This window comes from Rhodococcus ruber NBRC 15591, assembly GCF_001894945.1.
Lineage (GTDB): Bacteria > Actinomycetota > Actinomycetes > Mycobacteriales > Mycobacteriaceae > Rhodococcus > Rhodococcus ruber.
On the sequence record NZ_BCXE01000010.1, the window covers coordinates 100,707 to 118,146 of the forward strand.

The window sequence follows — 17,440 nt, forward strand, 5'->3', positions numbered from 1 at the left end:
GTCCGAACGGACCCGCTCATACCCCTCGAGCGGGCGTCAACGCAGACGAGACGGTGAGCAGATGGATCTCTTCGAATACCAGGCGAAGGAACTCTTCGCCAAGCATGGTGTGCCGACGTCGCTGGGTCGTGTGACCGACACGGCCGACGATGCCAAGGCTATCGCCGAGGAAATCGGTAAGCCTGTGATGGTCAAGGCCCAGGTCAAGACCGGTGGTCGTGGCAAGGCCGGCGGCGTGAAGTACGCCGCCACCCCCGAGGATGCGAAGACCCACGCCGAGAACATCCTCGGCCTCGACATCAAGGGTCACATCGTCAAGAAGCTGCTGGTCGCCGAGGCCAGCGACATCGCGGAGGAGTACTACATCTCCTTCCTGCTCGACCGTGCCAACCGCACCTACCTGGCCATGTGCTCGGTCGAGGGCGGCATGGAGATCGAAGAGGTCGCGGCAACCAAGCCCGAGCGTCTCGCCAAGGTGTCCGTGGACGCCGTCAAGGGTGTCGACCTCGCGTTCGCGCGCAGCATCGCCGAGCAGGGCCACCTGCCCGCCGAGGTGCTCGACGCCGCGGCCGTGACCATCCAGAAGCTGTGGGAGGTCTTCGTCGCCGAGGACGCCACCCTGGTCGAGGTCAACCCCCTCGTGCGTACCCCCGACGATCAGATCCTCGCCCTGGACGGCAAGGTCACCATCGACGAGAACGCGGGCTTCCGTCACCCCGAGCACGCCGAGCTCGAGGACAAGGACTCCACCGATCCGCTCGAGGCCAAGGCCAAGGAGCACGACCTGAACTACGTCAAGCTCGACGGTCAGGTCGGCATCATCGGCAACGGCGCGGGTCTGGTCATGTCGACCCTCGACGTCGTCGCGTACGCCGGTGAGAAGCACGGCGGCGTCAAGCCCGCCAACTTCCTCGACATCGGCGGTGGCGCCTCGGCCGAGGTCATGGCCGCCGGCCTGGACGTGATCCTGAACGACTCCCAGGTCCAGAGCGTGTTCGTCAACGTGTTCGGTGGCATCACCGCGTGCGACGCCGTCGCCAACGGCATCGTCAAGGCGCTCGAGATCCTCGGCGACGAGGCCAACAAGCCGCTGGTCGTCCGTCTGGACGGCAACAATGTCGAGGCCGGCCGCAAGATCCTGGCCGACGCCAACCACCCGCTGGTCACGCTGGTCGGAACCATGGACGAGGCCGCTGACAAGGCCGCCGAGCTGGCGTACGCCGCGAAGTAAGGACACACGGAGAACATGTCTATCTTCCTCAACAAGGACTCGAAGGTCATCGTCCAGGGCATCACCGGCGGCGAGGGCACCAAGCACACCGCCCTGATGCTCAAGGCCGGGACCCAGGTCGTCGGCGGCGTCAACGCCCGTAAGGCCGGCACCACGGTGTCCCACACCGCGGCCGACGGTTCCGCCGTCGAGCTGCCCGTCTTCGGCACCGTCGCCGAGGCGATGAAGGAGACCGGCGCGGACGTCTCGATCGCGTTCGTTCCCCCCAAGTTCGCCAAGGACGCCATCATCGAGGCCATCGACGCGGAGATCCCGCTGCTCGTGGTCATCACCGAGGGCATCCCGGTGCAGGACACCGCGTACGCGTGGGCCTACAACGTCGAGAAGGGCAGCAAGACCCGGATCATCGGCCCCAACTGCCCCGGCATCATCACCCCCGGCGAGTCGCTGGTCGGCATCACCCCGGCCAACATCTCCGGCAAGGGCCCGGTCGGCCTGGTGTCGAAGTCCGGCACGCTGACCTACCAGATGATGTTCGAGCTGCGTGACTTCGGCTTCTCGACCGCCATCGGCATCGGCGGCGACCCGGTCATCGGCACCACCCACATCGACGCCATCGAGGCGTTCGAGAAGGATCCCGAGACCAAGCTCATCGTCATGATCGGCGAGATCGGCGGCGACGCCGAGGAGCGCGCGGCCGACTACATCAAGGCGAACGTGACCAAGCCGGTCGTCGGCTACGTCGCCGGGTTCACCGCTCCCGAGGGCAAGACCATGGGCCACGCCGGCGCCATCGTCTCCGGCTCCTCGGGCACCGCGCAGGCCAAGAAGGACGCCCTCGAGGCGGCCGGCGTGAAGGTCGGCAAGACGCCGTCCGAGACCGCCGCTCTCGCGCGCGAGATCCTGCAGTCGCTCTAGAACAGAGCGGAGCGGCTTCGCCGCCGGTGTGTCCTTTGGGCGGTCCAGGCAGCCCAAAGGACACACCGGCGGCTCCGCTGCCTACCCGTCGACCCATTCGGTGCCGACGGGCACGAGTTCCCCCGCACCGGCCGTCACCGACGCCACCACGCTCTGTAGGTCGGTCGCATCCCGCGCCGCGACGGTGAAGACGACACGCTCCGTGTAGGACACGTCGAGCACGCTCACTCCGCGGCCCCGTAGTTCCGACTCCACGCGTCCGGCATCACCGTGCCCCACCGCCAGCGTGAACACCTCCCGCCGCTCCCGCGGCACCAGCGTCGCCGCGTCGACCGCAACCGCCACCGCACCCGAATACGCTCGGACCAGTCCGCCCGCGCCGAGCTTGATGCCCCCGAACCATCGGGTGACCACCACCGCGACGTTCACCAGGTCGCGGTGGTGCAGCACCTGCAGCATCGGCACCCCGGCCGTGCCACCCGGCTCCCCGTCGTCGCTCGACCGCTCCGCCCGGTGCGCCGGCTCGTCGCCCACCACGAAGGCCCAGCAATGATGCCGCGCATCGGGATACAGCCGCCGCTGTTCTTCGACGAAGGCGAGCGCGGCGGTGTCCGAGTCGACGCGGCGCAGCACGGCGAGGAAGCGGGAGTGCTTGATCTCCGTCTCGGCGACGACGTCCGGTCCGGGCTCGAGGGTGCTGGGCATGGGCACATTCTCGCCGGTGGGGATTCGCCGGATTCGCGGGACTCCTGCCGCCCACGGTGATCGTGCCTAGGCTGGTCGCAGAGCAGCCGACGACATCAGGAGGAGCGATGACCTACCCAGCAGGCTCGGGAACGGGCCGGTCCGACAACCCGGCAGGCCCCTCGGGGTCGTCGACCGGGGCAGGACCCGGGTCCGCCGCCCGCGGCGTCTCCGACAAGGTGGTGCCGCTGCTCCTGCCGATCGCCGTCGCGGTGCTGGCGGTGCTGAACTTCCTGCTCGGCCTGGCGCCGTACGTGCGCATCTCCTTCGGCACCCAGGTCGCGCTGTCGTCGTTCGACTTCGGGTTCGCGGTCGTCCCGCTGGCCTTCTTGCTCTTCGGCGGCGCGGCCGCTGCGCTGTCGCTGCTGCCGGGTCAGGACCTGCGCTCCGTCGCGGTGGCGGCCTCCGCGGTCGGCTTCGTGGTGTCGCTGTTCCAGCTCTTCCACCTCCCGGACGACACCGGCATCTCCTGGGGTGGGGTGTCGATCCTCGTCCTCGGTTTCCTGCAGACCGCGCTCGCGCTCATGGCGCTGCTCTTCGGGATCGGGATTTTGGTGCCCGGCCAGCGTCGTTCGCCCGCGCAGTCGTTCGGCGGCCAGGGCGGCGGCCAGGGTTACGGCGGGCAGGGTTACGGAGCGCAGGGTGCCGGAGCGCAGGGCTACGGTGCGCAGGGCTACGGTGCGCAGGGCTACGGTGCGCAGGGTGCCGGTGGGGGGCAGGGTTACGCTCCCGGCGCGACGGCGAGCGGATACGGAACGCCGGGCTCCGGGTACCCTTCCGGATCCTCGGCCTACCCGTCCGGGACCTCGGCGCAGTACCCCGGCTACCAGCAGGCGCAGTACCCCTCGGGTCAGTACCCGTCCGGTCAGTACCCGTCCGGTCAGTACCCGTCGGGCCAGTACCCGTCGGGCCAGTACCCGTCCGGCCAGTACCCCTCCGGCCAGTACGCCGGGGGCCAGTACCCCGGCACCCAGTACTCGGGGGCGCAGCCGCGCGAGCACTACCCCAGCCCGGACGCCGGCGCCCAGACCGAACACCTGAGCCAGCCGCTGCGCGTCGACCGGCAGCACTCCGAGGGCCAGCACCCCGGACAGCAGGCCTACACCCCGACGGGCGCGCAGGCGCCGTACGGTGCGGGGACTCCGGGTCCCGCCGGTCGGACGGGCGAGTCTGCCGGCGGCGACGTCGACGAGCCGACGGTGCTCGCCCCCCGGGACGCAGACTCTGAGCGCGAGGCCACCGGCCGTTCCTCGGAGGGGGACACCGAGCGGACGTCGGATCCGGCGCCGACGCAGGCGTTCCGTCCCGGCGACGAACCGCGGTGAGGGCTCCCGCACATGCTGCGGCGCGCCTGACCGTCCCGATCGTCGCCGGGTGACACTCTCGACACGATGACCTCGACGCTAGGCCGGTCCGACCGGCACACGACCCCGGAAGACACCCCGGTCGAACCGGAGCAGTTGCGGATCCTGCTCGGCACTGCGGCCAAGGTGCCGGCAGTGACCCTCGCGTTGATCGCCACGCTGGTGGTGACCACGATGGTGGCCGCGAGCAGCGACCTGACCGGCATCTACGCGGCCATCGCGGGCAGCTGGCTGGCCCTGCACCAGGTGACATTGACGATCGACGGGGTACCGCTGGGGGTGCTGCCGTTGCTGCCGACAGCGGTGCTGGTGTGGCTGACCGCTCGGGCCGCACGGTCGGCCACCGATGGTGTCGTCGCCCTCGGTGGCCGTCCGCTCGATCGCCGGAACGCCTCGCGCATCGCGGCGGCCACCCTCGCCGGTCCGACGGTGATCACGGTGGCGGCACTGATCGTGATCCAGGATGCGGCAAGTGTCCTGCCTGTCGTCACCCCCAATCCCGCGTCCGCGCTGGCGTGGGTGACCGCGCTGTACCTGGTCGGGGCCGGGCTCGGCATCGGTTCCCGGACGTGGCGGCCGCTGGCGTCCCGCTACGGGGTGCCGAACTGGCTGGTCGCCGCCGTGCGTCCCGCGGCCCGGACGGTGCTGGGGATGTTCGCCGCGGGCGGGGTGGTGACCGTGCTCGCGCTGCTGTGGTCGTGGACCGTGGTCGGTGACCTGATCGGCCGCGGCGGGGGAGCGGTCGGCGCCCTCGGGCTGACGGTGTTGTCGGTGCTGTACCTGCCCAACGTGCTGATCGGGGCCGCCGCCGTGGTGACCGGCAGCACGGTGCAGTTCGGCGACGTGCGCCTGAGCCTGTTCGAGGCGACCGGCGGGGACCTGCCTGCCCTGCCGGTGCTTGCCGTGATCCCACCGGGACCGGCCGCGCCGTTCTGGCCCGTGTTGCTCGCCGTCCCCGCGACGGTGGGCGCGCTGCTCGGGCGGTACGTCGCCCGGTGCCACCTCGAGGCACGCGCCCGAGGGGAACGCGTGTCGTCCACCGACGCCGCCCTCACGGTGGTTGCTGCGGCGGCGCTCGCCGGTGCGGCGACCGCGCTGGCCACGTGGGCTGCCGGTGGCCCGCTGGGGGTCTTCGGTGTGGTCGGCGGAAACTGGTGGCTGGCCGGGGTGCTGGTGTTCGCGTGGACGGGACTGCTCGGCCTCGTCACCTCGCAGCTGCTGCTCTGGCGCGAGCACCGCCTGGCTGCGGTGGAAGCCGCCCGGCAGTCGGCCGCCGAGGAGAAGCTCGCCGATGACGAGGTCGCCGGGGAGCAGCTCGCCGACGAGGAGCCCGGCGACGAGGCGGCCGAGGGCCCCGGCGACGAGCCGGACGAGAACCCCGACGACGACGTCCGGGCGCTCGAGGCGGCACCGGTCGCCGCCGTGCTCGACGCCGAGATCGTCGAGGACGACCCCTCGGCCGCCGACGATGCGGCCGTCGCCGAGGACCCGGGCACCGAGGACCCGGACACCGAGGACCCGGACACCGAGGACCCTGTGGCCGAACGTACGGACGTCGTCGACGCGACGATCGAGGACGCGGCCGACGAGCCGGCCCGGCCCGTCGAGAGGGACCGGGATGCCGGCGCGCCACCGGAGCCCAACGGCGACCTGCCGGAGGGTGCCACACCCCCCAAGGGCTAGGCTCTACCCGGCCGAGCCTCCGGCCGCCCCCTCTCGAGTTCCAGGAGTAGAGCGCTGACTGCCTCGCGTGACCAGCTGCCGCCCACTGTGCCGGCACGGGTCGTCGTCCTCGCTTCGGGCACCGGCAGCCTGCTGCGGTCGCTGATCGACGCGACGCACACGGACGGATATCCCGCCCGGATCGTCGCCGTCGGAGTGGACCGCGAGTGTGCCGCCGAGGGGCATGCGGAGGCCGCCGGTATTCCCCATGTCCGTGTCGCTCTGCGCGAGCACCCGGACCGGGCCGCGTGGGACCGCGCCCTGACCGACGCCGTCGCTGCGCACGAGCCGGACCTGGTGGTCTCGGCCGGTTTCATGAAGATCCTGGGGCCGGTCTTCCTGGACCGGTTCGGGGGCCGCATCGTCAACACCCATCCGGCGCTGCTGCCCGCGTTCCCCGGCGCACACGCCGTGCCGGACGCCCTCGCCTACGGGGTGAAGGTCACCGGCTCGACCGTGCACCTGGTCGACGCGGGTGTCGACACCGGTCCCATTCTGGCGCAGGAACCCGTGCCGGTCCTCGACGACGACGACGAGGCCACCCTGCACGAACGCATCAAGGTTGTGGAGCGACGACTGCTGGCCGACGTGGTCGCCGCCGTCGCCACCCGTGGAGTTGTATCCGATGGACGAAAGGCCGTGATCCCCAGTGACCGAACGTAAGGCTGTGCGACGCGCACTCGTCAGCGTCTACGACAAGACCGGTTTGGTCGAACTGGCGACGGGCCTGCACGAGGCGGGTGTCGCGCTGGTCTCCACCGGGTCCACGGCGGCCACCATCGCCGGCGCCGGAATCCCCGTCACCAAGGTGGAGGACCTCACCGGATTCCCCGAATGTCTCGAGGGCCGGGTCAAGACGCTGCACCCGCGGGTGCACGCCGGCATCCTCGCCGACACGCGCAAGCAGGATCATCTCGATCAGCTCGCCGAACTCGGTGTCGAGGCGTTCGAACTGGTCGTGGTGAACCTGTACCCGTTCACGCAGACCGTCGCCTCCGGCGCCACCGCCGACGAGTGCGTCGAGCAGATCGACATCGGCGGCCCGTCCATGGTGCGTGCCGCCGCGAAGAACCACCCGTCGGTCGCGGTGGTCGTCGACCCGGCCCGCTACGACGACGTGCTCGACGCCGTCAAGGGCGGCGGTTTCACCCTGTCGCAGCGCAAAGCCCTTGCCGCCCAGGCATTCCAGCACACCGCCGCCTACGACGTGGCGGTGGCGAGCTGGATGAACGCCGGCTACGCCGCCGGGGAGGCCGACACCGCCGAGCAGTTCCCGGCGTGGGCCGGTGCGACGTGGGAGCGCGCGGCCGTGCTGCGCTACGGCGAGAACCCGCACCAGGCGGCGGCGCTGTACGTGAACGAGGCGGGCGAGCCGGGTCTGGCGCGGGCCGAGCAGTTCCACGGCAAGGAGATGTCGTACAACAACTATCAGGACGCCGACGCGGCCTGGCGCGCCGCGCACGACCACGACCGGCCGTGCGTCGCGATCATCAAGCACGCCAACCCGTGTGGGATCGCGGTCGCGGAGTCCGTCGCCGAGGCGCACCGCAAGGCACACGAGTGCGATCCGGTGAGTGCGTTCGGCGGCGTGATCGCCGTCAACCGTGAAGTGAGCGTGGCGATGGCCGAGCAGGTCGCCGAGATCTTCACCGAGGTGATCATCGCCCCCGGCTACGCGGACGGCGCGGTCGAGGTGCTCAGCCGCAAGAAGAACATCCGCATTCTGCGGGCCGACTCGCCGCAGGCGGCGCAGATCGAACTGCGGCAGATCTCCGGCGGAATGCTGCTGCAGGAGCGCGACACCCTCACCGCGCCGGGCGATTCGGCCGCGAACTGGGAGCTGGCCTGCGGCGAGGCCGCCGACGCCGAGACCCTCGCGGATCTCGAGTTCGCGTGGCGTGCCTGCCGGGCCGTGAAGTCCAACGCGATCCTGCTCGCCGCGGGCGGCGCCACCGTCGGTGTCGGCATGGGGCAGGTCAATCGCGTGGACTCCGCCCGGCTCGCGGTCTCCCGCGCCGGGGACCGGGTCGTCGGATCCGTCGCCGCATCCGACGCGTTCTTCCCGTTCGCGGACGGCCTGCAGGTGCTCACCGAGGCCGGTGTCCGGGCCGTCGTGCAGCCGGGCGGTTCGGTGCGCGACAACGAGGTCATCGAGGCCGCTCGCGAGGCCGGCGTGACCCTGTACCTCACCGGCGCACGCCACTTCGCGCACTGAGCGACGCCGGCCGCCCGCACGCGCCGGTCAGGCTGCGTGCGGGTGCCCGGTCGCCGGGCGGGTCACCGTCCGCGGCGCGGCGTCGCGGGCGTCGGAGATGACCAGCCGGGCGGCGCCGCGGTCGAGCAGTTCGCGGATGAGGTCCGCAGCGGCCGCAGCCTGTTCGGTGCCGACGTGGCTCAGGTCGATCGTGATCGCGTGACCGGTGAGATCGTCGGGCAGGTCCTTGGGGACGGCGCCGGTGGCGCCGAGTCGCAGTTTCATCGTGTTCTCCTCTTACTGGACAAGATCGGTATGCGGGGAAAAGAAAGGGCACCCGAGGCGATGTGCCCGGGTGCCCGAGAAGGAATCGGTCGAGTCGTCGACTCATTCCCGGGGTCGCCACTTGGCGAAGTGGAAGTACGCGTAGGTGTGTCGGCACCAGCTGGGTACGGCAACGCGCATCGACTTCGCCGCGATGACCTTGTCGTCTCGCATCGGACCGTACCTTTCTCGTGTGTTCCTACGGGTTAACCGGACACCATACCCGAGTAAAGCGAATCTGACATCTCTTGTGTTCCGCCCGTCTCGGGCGAGGGGTCAGAGCTTGGCGAGCCACGCCTCGAAACCGCGGGTGAACTCGTCGGAGAAGGGCAGATCGGCGATGTAGTCGGCACCGGTGGACTGCTGGTCGCCGATGTCCTTGAGCACGTGGTTGGACCGGTGCAGGCGCAGGGACGTCAGGTTCGTGTGCACGAGCGCCGAGTCGAGGGCGTCGACGTCCTCGACCCGCACCTGGATGTCCTTCGCCGAGACGCTGGTCAGCACCGGCAGCCCGCCCTCGAGCTGAGCCGCGAGCATCCGCGGATCGAGCGCGTCCTCCTCGGCAAGGGCCTTGGCGTTGGCCGAGACCAGACCGGCGTTGCGCAGCGGCTCGGGCAGGGTGTCGCTGAGGGTGCCGTCGGCGCGCAGCGATTCCACGGCGCCGGCGAGGGCCAGGCGCAGTTCGTCGGCGACCTGGATCGGGAGCTGACCGGCGTCGACGACCGCGTCGAGCTGGGCGTCGATCTGGGCGGTGAGCAAGTCCAGCAGCCGCACGGCCAAGGGCTCGAGCAGCGCGATGCCTGCGACCGGGGCACCGGCGTCGGCGAGGGTGAGGGCGATGAGGGCGCCCTCGCTGTGCCCGACCACGTAGAGCCGCTCGGCGTCGATGCCCGGCTGCGCGGCGAGGAACCGGAGGCCGTCCGTGGCGGCGTCGATGAACGTGGAGAACCCGAGGTCGGCGACGTCGGCGACGTCGTACGGGCCGAGGCCGGTCACACCGCTGCCGAGCTTGTCGTAGCGCAGGCTCGCGAAGCCGTTGCGCTCGAGCACGTCGGCGAGGTGGCGCAGCGTGCCGATCGGGCCGGGCAGCAGCGCACTGTCGCCGTTGCGATCGGTGGGACCGCTGCCGGCGAGCAGCAGCACGGCGGGGACGTTTCCGTCGCTCGCGGCGGGCACGCGCAGGCTGCCGTGCAGGGTCACGTCGCCGCTGCAGAAGGAGATGTCGGTGTCCGCCATGCGTCGTGTCTATCAGAACCGGTCAGACCGTCCGCAGGCGGCTCAGCCGTCGATACCCGCGGTGGACGGCCCACGCGAAGCCCGCGAGCAGGGGCACGACGAGCAGCGGGACGACGAGCGCGATCAGCGACGTGACGAACGACAGCAGGTCGTCGAGCAGCGACAGCGCCGGGTTGCCGAGTCCCGCGGTGGTGACCGTGCTCGCCGCGCGGGTGCCGGTCTGCACAGTGCTCACCGCCATCGCGGTCGGGGCGCCGACGACGATGCCGGCGAGAGCGGCCATCGCCGGGTCGAGATCGGCGAACGCCGCCCAGGCGGCCAGCGCGCCCGCGACGGGCCGCACGACGGTCGCGACGGCCGCGAGGACGTTGTCGACGAGGGGGACGAGGTCGGCGCCGACCTCGACGACGGTGGCGATCGCCAGGGCGACGAGCGCGCCCGTCGACCCGACCCACTGCATCGACTCGTTGAGCGCGATTCCGAACAGGCCGAAGTGCACTGCGGTGCCGAGCATCAGCAGCGGGAGAAAGGTGCGCAGGCCGGTGGCGGCGGCCAGCCCGATGCCCAGCAGTGCCGCGAGGAGCCAGGTGTCCATGGCGGGAGTCTAGGGATCGGTGCCGACAGCGCGCTCCGGCACGACCCGATCCGGGAAGAGCTGCCGGTACGGCGCCCGGTTCCGGGTGGGGCATCGCCGCGGCTGCAGGTGCCGAAATCACCGAACGCTCGTACCTTGGGAGGGGTGACGTCACCCACACTCAGGCCGTCCACCGTCGGAGAGCTGCGTGCCTCGGGACACGAGCACCGCTCCGTCAAGGACGAGATCCGGCAGAACCTGCTCGCCGCCCTGCGCGACGGCCTCGACCCGTGGCCGGGCATCGTCGGATTCGACGACACCGTCGTTCCGCAACTCGAACGTGCGCTGCTCGCGGGCCACGACGTGGTGCTGCTCGGTGAACGCGGGCAGGGCAAGACCCGGTTGCTGCGCACCCTGCCGCTGCTGCTCGACGAGTGGACACCGGTGATCGCCGGTTCCGAACTCGGCGAGCACCCCTACGACCCGATCACCCCCGCCTCGATCCGCCGCGCCGCCGAACTCGGCGACGACCTGCCCGTCGCCTGGCGGCACCGCAGCGAACGCTACGCCGAGAAACTCGCCACCCCCGACACCTCCGTCGCCGACCTGGTCGGCGACGTCGACCCCGTCAAGGTCGCCGAGGGCCGCAGCCTCGGCGACCCCGAGACCATCCACTTCGGTCTCGTGCCGCGCGCCCACCGCGGCATCGTCGCCGTCAACGAGCTGCCAGACCTCGCCGAGCGCATCCAGGTCTCGCTGCTCAACGTCATGGAGGAACGCGACATCCAGGTGCGCGGGTACACGCTGCGGCTCCCGCTCGACGTCCTGCTCGTCGCCAGCGCCAATCCGGAGGACTACACCAACCGCGGCCGGATCATCACCCCGCTCAAGGACCGGTTCGGCGCCGAGATCCGCACCCACTACCCGACGCAGCTCGACGACGAGATCGCCGTCATCGAGCAGGAGGCGCAGCTGCAGGCCCGGGTCCCGGACTTCCTGCTCGAGATCCTCGCCCGCTTCACCCGCCTGCTGCGTGAATCCACCTCGGTGGACCAGCGTTCCGGTGTGTCGGCGCGCTTCGCCGTCGCCGGCGCCGAGACCGTCGCCGCCGCGGCGATGCGTCGCGGCGCCGTGCTCGGCGAGGCCGACCCCGTCGCACGTCCCGTCGACCTCGGCACCGTCGTGGAGGTGCTGCGGGGCAAGGTCGAGTTCGAATCCGGCGAGGAGGGAAGGGAATTCGAGGTCCTCGATCACCTCCTGAGGCGGGCCACCGCGGACGCCGCCCGCACCCGGCTCGCCGGGGTGAACCTCGGCCCGCTCGTCACCGCCGTCGAGCAGGGACAGCCGGTGGTGACCGGGGAACGGATCACCGCCAAGGCGCTGCTGGACGAACTGCCCGACCTGCCCGTCCTCGACGTCGTCGCCGAGCGGCTCGGCGCGGAGGACATCGGAACGCGGGCTGCCGCCGCCGAACTCGCGCTCGAGGGCCTCTACCTCGCGCGGCGGATCGCCAAGCACGCCGACGACGACGGCGCCGCGGTGTACTCCTGATGAGCCGGGGCGCGCGGTACGGGCCCTACGACGGCGGCGACCCCCTCGCCCCGCCGGTGGATCTGCGTGAGGCCCTCGCCGCGATCGGCGAGGACGTGCTGGCCGGCAGTTCGCCGCGACGTGCGCTGCGGGAACTGCTGCGCCGCGGTCACGGCTCGATGCGCGGGCTGGACCGCCTTGCGGCGCAGGCGAATCGGCGTCGGCGGGAGCTGCTGGACCGGACGAACCTCGACGGCACGCTGCGCGAGGTGCGTGAGCTGCTCGACCGGGCCGTCCTCGAGGAACGCAAGGCCCTCGCACGCGCACTCGACGACGACGCCCGGTTCGCGGAGATGCGGATCGAGGAACTGCCCGCCTCCACCGCGCAGGCCGTGCAGGAGCTCGCCGACTACGACTGGCGCAGCCCGCAGGCCCGGGAGGACTACGAGAAGATCCGTGACCTGCTGGGCCGCGAGGTGCTCGACCAGCGGTTCGCCGGGATGAAGCAGGCCCTCGAAGGTGCCACCGACGAGGACCGTGAGCGCGTGAACCGCATGCTCGAGGATCTGAACGATCTGCTGGACAAGCATTCCCGCGGGGAGGACACCCAGGAGGACTTCGAGCGGTTCATGGCCGAACACGGCGACTTCTTCCCGGAGAATCCCGGCAACGTGGAGGAACTGCTCGACTCGCTGGCCCAGCGCGCGGCGGCGGCGCAGCGCCTGCGCAACTCGCTCAGCCAGGAACAGCGCGACGAGCTCGACGCCCTCGCTCAGCAGGCGTTCGGTTCGCCGAGCCTGATGTCGCAGCTCGACCGTCTCGACTCGCACCTGCGTGCCGCCCGCCCGGGGGAGGACTGGACCGGGTCGGAGCGGTTCCGAGGGGACCGGGGAATGGGCCTGGGCGAAGCGACGGGGGCGCTGCAGGACGTCGCCGAACTCGACGCACTCGCCGAGCAGCTCTCCCAGCAGTACGCCGGCGCCTCCCTCGACGACATCGACCTCGACGCGCTGGCCCGCCAGCTCGGCGACGACGCCGCGGCCGATGCGCGCACGCTCGCCCAGCTCGAGAAGGAACTGCAGCGGCAGGGGTTCTTCGACCGGGGCGCCGACGGGCAGTGGCGCCTGTCGCCCAAGGCGATGCGCGAACTCGGCCGGACCGCGCTGCGCGACGTCATGGACCAGCTGTCCACCCGGGGCGGGCAGCGCGAGACCCGCCGGGCGGGGGCCACCGGTGAGCCCACCGGGGCGTCGCGCCCGTGGGAGTTCGGCGACACCGAGCCGTGGGACGTGGTGCGCACCCTCACCAACGCGACCCTGCGCGCCCCCGCGCAGATCCCGGTGCGGATGGATGTCACCGACGTCGAGGTCGTCGAGACCGAGCAGCGCACCCAGGCGGCGGTGGCGCTGCTGGTGGACACGTCGTTCTCGATGGTGATGGACGGCCGGTGGGTGCCGATGAAGCGCACGGCCCTGGCCCTCAACCACCTGGTCTCGACCCGGTTCCGCGGCGACGCGCTGCAGCTGATCGCGTTCGGCCGGCACGCCCGCGTCGTCACCGCCTCCGAACTCGCCGGACTGGACGGGGTGTACGAGCAGGGCACGAACCTGCACCACGCGCTCATGCTGGCCGGCCGGCACCTGCGCCGGCATTCCAATGCCCAGCCGGTGGTGCTGGTGGTCACCGACGGTGAGCCCACCGCGCATCTCGAGGCGGACGGCTACGCGGCGTTCGACTATCCGCCCAGCGCCCGCACGCTCGGCATGACGGTCCGTGAGCTCGACCATCTCGCCCGCGTCGGGGCGCACGTGACGATCTTCCGGCTCGGCGACGATCCCGGGCTGGCGCGGATCGTCGACCGGATGGCCCGCCGGGTCGGTGGCCGGGTCGTCGCGCCGGACGTCGACGGCCTCGGGGCCGCCGTCGTAGGCGACTACGTGCGGCTGCGCCGCCGCTGACCCGCCCCGTGCGCGATTCTGGTAGCGGGAACTACCGGAAACGCGCACGGGCTACCGGCGCAGCGCCCGCCAGGTGCTCACCGCGGCGGTCGAGAGCAGTCCCGCGGTCACCAGGAACACCGACGCCGTGCCGGCGACGCCGGCGATCGCGCCGGCTGCCAACGGCACCGACACCTGGCCGAGACGGTTGCCGGTGAGGCGCACGGCCAGCGCCGACGCCCGGTCCGCCGGTGCCACCAGCTCGACGACCCACGTCATGGTCAGTGGCTGCCCGAACCCCCAGAAGGCACCGCAGATCGCCAGGAGTATCCCCAGCGCCCACGGGTTCGGCAGGAACGGCAGCGCCGCGACGGGCAGGGCCGTGCACGCCGTCGCCGACAGCAGCAGACGTCGCCGCGGAATCGTCCGCAGTGCCCACGGCAGCACCGCACGCGAGACGATCGACGCGACGGTGCGGGCGGTGAGCAGGGCCGACACCAACAGCACCCCGAAGCCGAACTCCTCCCCGAGCAGCGGCAGGTACGCGACCACGATGTCGACGGACGCCAGCACGACGAGGCTCGAGAACATCGCGGGCTTCATCCCGCGTGTGCCCAGCATCGACCGCACCGACTGCGGTGGCGCGTCGCCCGGGGCGCGACCGGAGCCGGGCGGTTCGCGCAGGCCGACGACGAACGGCAGGGCTGCCGCGGCGAGGACCGTCATCACCAGCAACGCCGGGGTGGTCTCGACGGTGTCCCCGTTGCTCGCCGCGGCGATCACGCCGGCGAGCGGCACCCCGATCGCCTGACCCACCGACACTCCCAGGGTGATGCCCGCGAAGCCGCGGTCGAGTTCACCCGGTGGCGACAGGATCGACACGAACGCCTGTCCGGACACCGTCACCAGAAGCTGACCGAGACCCAGGACGGTGTTGCCGAGGCCGAGGACCCACAGGTCCGGGCTGACCGCGATGATCAGCGCACCGGCCACCGACACCACGACACCGCCCCGGAGAATCCCCGCCGCGTGCCGGCGGTCGACGGCCCGGCCCAGCTGCACCGCCAGGACCAGCGGGACGAGGGCGAACAGGGCCGTCACCACGCCGATCACGGCCGCGTCGCCGCCGAGGGCGAGCACGCGGTAGGAGACGAGGACGCGCACCGACTGGAACGTCGCATGCAGCAGCGCCGTCGCCGTGCACAGGAGCAGCAGCCAGTGCCGGGGGATGCGGGACATCGGTCAGCCGGCCGTCACGATCCGGTCGGCCAGCGGTGCCTGCAGCGTCAGCTCGAGCACACCGGTGACGGCGATCATGATGCACGCCCGGTCCACCGCCTCCGGCAGGGTGCCGCCACGCAACGCCACCGTCACGGCGGAGTCGGACTCGCCGACGGTGACGTCGACTCCGAAACACGCGGGTGTGCCGGTCTCGAAGTGGACGGCGATGCGGTCGTCGTCCACTCGGGTCCACGAGCGCAGCGGGATCGGGTGCGGCTCGACGAGGTCGTCGCGGGCGGTGAAGACCGTCGCCCCCACCGGTGTCGGTTCCTCCGGTAGGGCGGGGACGTCGGCGCCGCCCGGACCGCACGCGCCGGCCAGGACGCAGCACACGGCGAGCACCGGCAATCGCATGGCTCTCAACCTAGCCGCGCCCGTCATGCGAGGAGCGCGGCGACGACGCCGATCGCGGGGATCGAGGCGAGGGTGGTGACCAGCGCGGCGTCGCGGGCGAGCACCATGCCGCGGCCGTAGCGGCTCGCGTAGACGAACACGTTCTGTGCGGTCGGCAGCGTCGCCACCACGACGATCGCGAAGAGTTCGTGCCCGTCCAGGCCCATCAGGTGCCGGGCCATGACGTAGGCGAGGACGGGCTGCACCACGATCTTGAGCACCGATGCGAGCGCGACGTCGCGGCGCGGGCTGGTGCCCTTCTCGAGCACCCGCACCCCCTGGAGCGACAGGCCGAATGCGAGCAGGGCACCCGGTACGGAGGCGCCACCGAGGAGGTGGAACGGCTGCATCAGCGCGGCAGGCGGCGTCCAGCCGGCGACGGCGACGGCGAGTCCGGCCGCGCCCGCCAGCACGATCGGGTTCTTGAACGGGGCGGTGATCGTCTCCCGTCGTGACGCGCCGGGGCGCATCGTCGACAGGTCCAGCATCGTCAAGGCGATGGGGGAGAACAGCACGATCTGGAACAGCAGCAGCGGCGCGACGAACGAGGCGTCGCCGAGGACGAACACAGCGATCGGAATGCCGAGATTGGCGGAGTTGACGTACGAGGCGGCAAGCGCGCCGATCGTCAGCTCCGGCAGGGGCCGGCGCAGCCACAGCTTCGCGACGACGAGGTAGAGCGCGGCGACGGCGAACGCGGTGGCTGCGGCGACGTACAGGGTGGGGGAGAAGATCACCGACAGGTCGGAGGTGGCCAGCGAGTCGAACAGCAGCGCGGGGGTGGCGACGAAGAACACCATCCGGCTGAGCACGAACTGGGCCTCGGGCCCGAGCGTGCCCGTCCGGCCGAGTACGAATCCGATCGCGATGATCACGAAGATGACGCTGAATCCCGCGATCACGCCCGACACCGACACAACCCTTCGAAAGCACACGATATGCAGGCGCTGCACGCCAGACCGAGAACCTTACCGGCGGTAACGGCACGGGGCACATTCCGCCCTTGTCGCCCCGCCCGGTGAGACGCCCGTGAACGGACGCCGACCGGGCACCGGGGCCGGGAATCTGCGATGCTGAAAAAATGCCGACCGACCCGATTGTTCATCCCCCGGCCAACGTCATCGCGCTGGCCCAGCATCCGCGGTATCAGCACGCGGACTGGACGCTCTCGGAGCGGCTCGTACGGCGGCAGGAACTGGTCCTGCAGCATCTCGGCGTCTGGGGCGACGACGGTTCGTGAGGTCTGCCGGGCCCCGGGAACGGCTCAGGGCGTCACCGTGGCGACGAACGTCATCCGGTCCCCACGGTAGAGCGAGCGCCGCTGCTCGATCGGTGCCTCGTGCCGATCGTAGGAAACGCGGTTGAGCAGGAGCATGGGCGTGCGGATGTCGGCGTCGAGGAGCGCCGCCTCGCGTGCGTCGGGCAGGGTGGTCTCGATGTACTCGACCGCGCGCGCGAAGGCGATGCCGCGTGCGCGGATCGCCGCGTACAGCGACGACGTGGCGTCGAAGCTGTCGGCGAGTCCCGGGAAGCGGGCGGCGGGCAGGCGGGTCCGTTCCAGTCCGACGCGGACGCCGTCGGTGAGCAGGACGCGTTCGAGTTCGAGGACGGGATCGCCGACGGCGATCGCGAGGACCGCGGCGAGGTCGGGGTCGGCGGCGAGGTCGGTCCAGCCGACGAGGATGCGTCCCGCGCTCCGGCCCTCCGCGAGGGCCGCCTCGGTGTAGGAACCGATGATCAGCGGTTGCAGGATCTTGGGCTTCGCGACGACGGTGCCCCGGCCGCGGCGTTCGATGCGGCCGTCGACGAGGAGCTCGCGCAGCGCCTGGCGGACGGTTTCCCGGGCCACGTCGAACCGGCTGGCGAGTTCACGCTCGGAGGGCACCGGGTCGCCGACGGAGAGCTCGTCGAGCAGGGCGGTGACCTGATGCCGCACGATCTGGTGCTTGGGGACCCGGGTCTCGCGAGCGGTTTCTGGCACGGTCGAATCGT

General features: G+C 71.4%; 17 protein-coding genes. 9 read left to right on the plus strand and 8 right to left on the minus strand.

Going from position 1 to position 17,440, the window contains the following annotated elements:
• Nucleotides 1-61: 61 nt before the first annotated feature.
• Together sucC and sucD are read left to right on the plus strand one after the other, a co-directional pair.
• On the plus strand, nucleotides 62-1,231 hold the full coding sequence (gene sucC, locus RR3_RS07160; RefSeq protein ID WP_010593039.1) for an ADP-forming succinate--CoA ligase subunit beta: 1,170 nt from the start codon (nucleotides 62-64) through the stop codon (nucleotides 1,229-1,231).
• 15 nt (nucleotides 1,232-1,246) lie between these two features.
• Nucleotides 1,247-2,149: a succinate--CoA ligase subunit alpha gene (sucD, locus tag RR3_RS07165; protein WP_010593038.1), complete on the plus strand. Its 903-nt coding sequence runs from the start codon at nucleotides 1,247-1,249 to the stop codon at nucleotides 2,147-2,149.
• 81 nt (nucleotides 2,150-2,230) lie between these two features.
• On the opposite strand, the gene RR3_RS07170 is transcribed toward sucD, so the two are convergent.
• Entirely contained in the window at nucleotides 2,231-2,854 is a 624-nt protein-coding gene (locus tag RR3_RS07170; protein WP_017679430.1) for an IMPACT family protein, read from the minus strand.
• A 107-nt stretch (nucleotides 2,855-2,961) separates the two neighbouring features.
• On the opposite strand from RR3_RS07170, the gene RR3_RS07175 reads away from it, so the two are divergent.
• From RR3_RS07175 to purH, 4 genes are all read left to right on the plus strand, one after another.
• Nucleotides 2,962-4,218, plus strand: coding sequence for a DUF5336 domain-containing protein (locus tag RR3_RS07175; RefSeq protein WP_064065670.1), 1,257 nt, complete (start codon nucleotides 2,962-2,964; stop codon nucleotides 4,216-4,218).
• Between the two features lie 66 nt (nucleotides 4,219-4,284).
• The gene (locus tag RR3_RS07180) at nucleotides 4,285-5,940 is read left to right on the plus strand and encodes a cell division protein PerM (RefSeq protein WP_064065669.1); all 1,656 of its coding nucleotides are present in this window, start codon (nucleotides 4,285-4,287) and stop codon (nucleotides 5,938-5,940) included.
• 87 nt (nucleotides 5,941-6,027) lie between these two features.
• Entirely contained in the window at nucleotides 6,028-6,642 is a 615-nt protein-coding gene (purN, locus tag RR3_RS07185) for a phosphoribosylglycinamide formyltransferase (protein WP_010593034.1), read from the plus strand.
• Entirely contained in the window at nucleotides 6,629-8,194 is a 1,566-nt protein-coding gene (gene purH, locus RR3_RS07190) for a bifunctional phosphoribosylaminoimidazolecarboxamide formyltransferase/IMP cyclohydrolase (protein WP_064065668.1), read from the plus strand. Before purN ends, purH begins: the two co-directional genes overlap by 14 nt.
• 27 nt (nucleotides 8,195-8,221) lie before the next feature.
• On the opposite strand, the gene RR3_RS07195 is transcribed toward purH, so the two are convergent.
• The 3 genes from RR3_RS07195 to RR3_RS07205 form a co-directional block, all read right to left on the minus strand.
• Nucleotides 8,222-8,458, minus strand: coding sequence for a hypothetical protein (locus tag RR3_RS07195; RefSeq protein WP_006945013.1), 237 nt, complete (start codon nucleotides 8,456-8,458; stop codon nucleotides 8,222-8,224).
• 315 nt (nucleotides 8,459-8,773) lie between these two features.
• Complete coding sequence (locus tag RR3_RS07200; protein WP_064065667.1) at nucleotides 8,774-9,733, minus strand: alpha/beta hydrolase family protein; 960 nt, start codon at nucleotides 9,731-9,733, stop codon at nucleotides 8,774-8,776.
• Between the two features lie 22 nt (nucleotides 9,734-9,755).
• Nucleotides 9,756-10,328, minus strand: coding sequence for a DUF4126 domain-containing protein (locus RR3_RS07205; RefSeq protein WP_040274396.1), 573 nt, complete (start codon nucleotides 10,326-10,328; stop codon nucleotides 9,756-9,758).
• Between the two features lie 144 nt (nucleotides 10,329-10,472).
• On the opposite strand from RR3_RS07205, the gene RR3_RS07210 reads away from it, so the two are divergent.
• Nucleotides 10,473-11,858, plus strand: coding sequence for a sigma 54-interacting transcriptional regulator (locus RR3_RS07210; RefSeq protein ID WP_010593030.1), 1,386 nt, complete (start codon nucleotides 10,473-10,475; stop codon nucleotides 11,856-11,858).
• Nucleotides 11,858-13,795 carry a vWA domain-containing protein gene (locus RR3_RS07215; RefSeq protein WP_064065666.1) on the plus strand — a complete coding sequence of 646 codons (1,938 nt, stop codon included), beginning with the start codon at nucleotides 11,858-11,860 and terminating at the stop codon, nucleotides 13,793-13,795. Before RR3_RS07210 ends, RR3_RS07215 begins: the two co-directional genes overlap by 1 nt.
• Before the next feature lie 51 nt (nucleotides 13,796-13,846).
• Here the strand turns inward: RR3_RS07215 and RR3_RS07220 are convergent, their stop codons facing one another.
• Genes RR3_RS07220 through RR3_RS07230 form a run of 3 tightly spaced genes read right to left on the minus strand, consistent with a single transcriptional unit; the run spans nucleotide 13,847 to nucleotide 16,359 of the window.
• Nucleotides 13,847-15,013, minus strand: coding sequence for an MFS transporter (locus tag RR3_RS07220; protein WP_017679437.1), 1,167 nt, complete (start codon nucleotides 15,011-15,013; stop codon nucleotides 13,847-13,849).
• Nucleotides 15,014-15,016: 3 nt separating this feature from the next.
• Entirely contained in the window at nucleotides 15,017-15,409 is a 393-nt protein-coding gene (locus tag RR3_RS07225; RefSeq protein ID WP_064065665.1) for a hypothetical protein, read from the minus strand.
• A gap of 23 nt (nucleotides 15,410-15,432) precedes the next feature.
• Nucleotides 15,433-16,359: an AEC family transporter gene (locus RR3_RS07230; RefSeq protein ID WP_029539917.1), complete on the minus strand. Its 927-nt coding sequence runs from the start codon at nucleotides 16,357-16,359 to the stop codon at nucleotides 15,433-15,435.
• A 170-nt stretch (nucleotides 16,360-16,529) separates the two neighbouring features.
• On the opposite strand from RR3_RS07230, the gene RR3_RS24840 reads away from it, so the two are divergent.
• A complete protein-coding gene (locus RR3_RS24840) occupies nucleotides 16,530-16,688 on the plus strand; it encodes a hypothetical protein (RefSeq protein ID WP_017679440.1) in 159 nt (52 codons plus the stop codon).
• A gap of 24 nt (nucleotides 16,689-16,712) precedes the next feature.
• Here RR3_RS24840 and RR3_RS07235 read toward each other — a convergent pair whose 3' ends face one another.
• On the minus strand, nucleotides 16,713-17,429 hold the full coding sequence (locus tag RR3_RS07235; protein WP_064065664.1) for a GntR family transcriptional regulator: 717 nt from the start codon (nucleotides 17,427-17,429) through the stop codon (nucleotides 16,713-16,715).
• Between the last annotated feature and the right edge of the window lie 11 nt (nucleotides 17,430-17,440).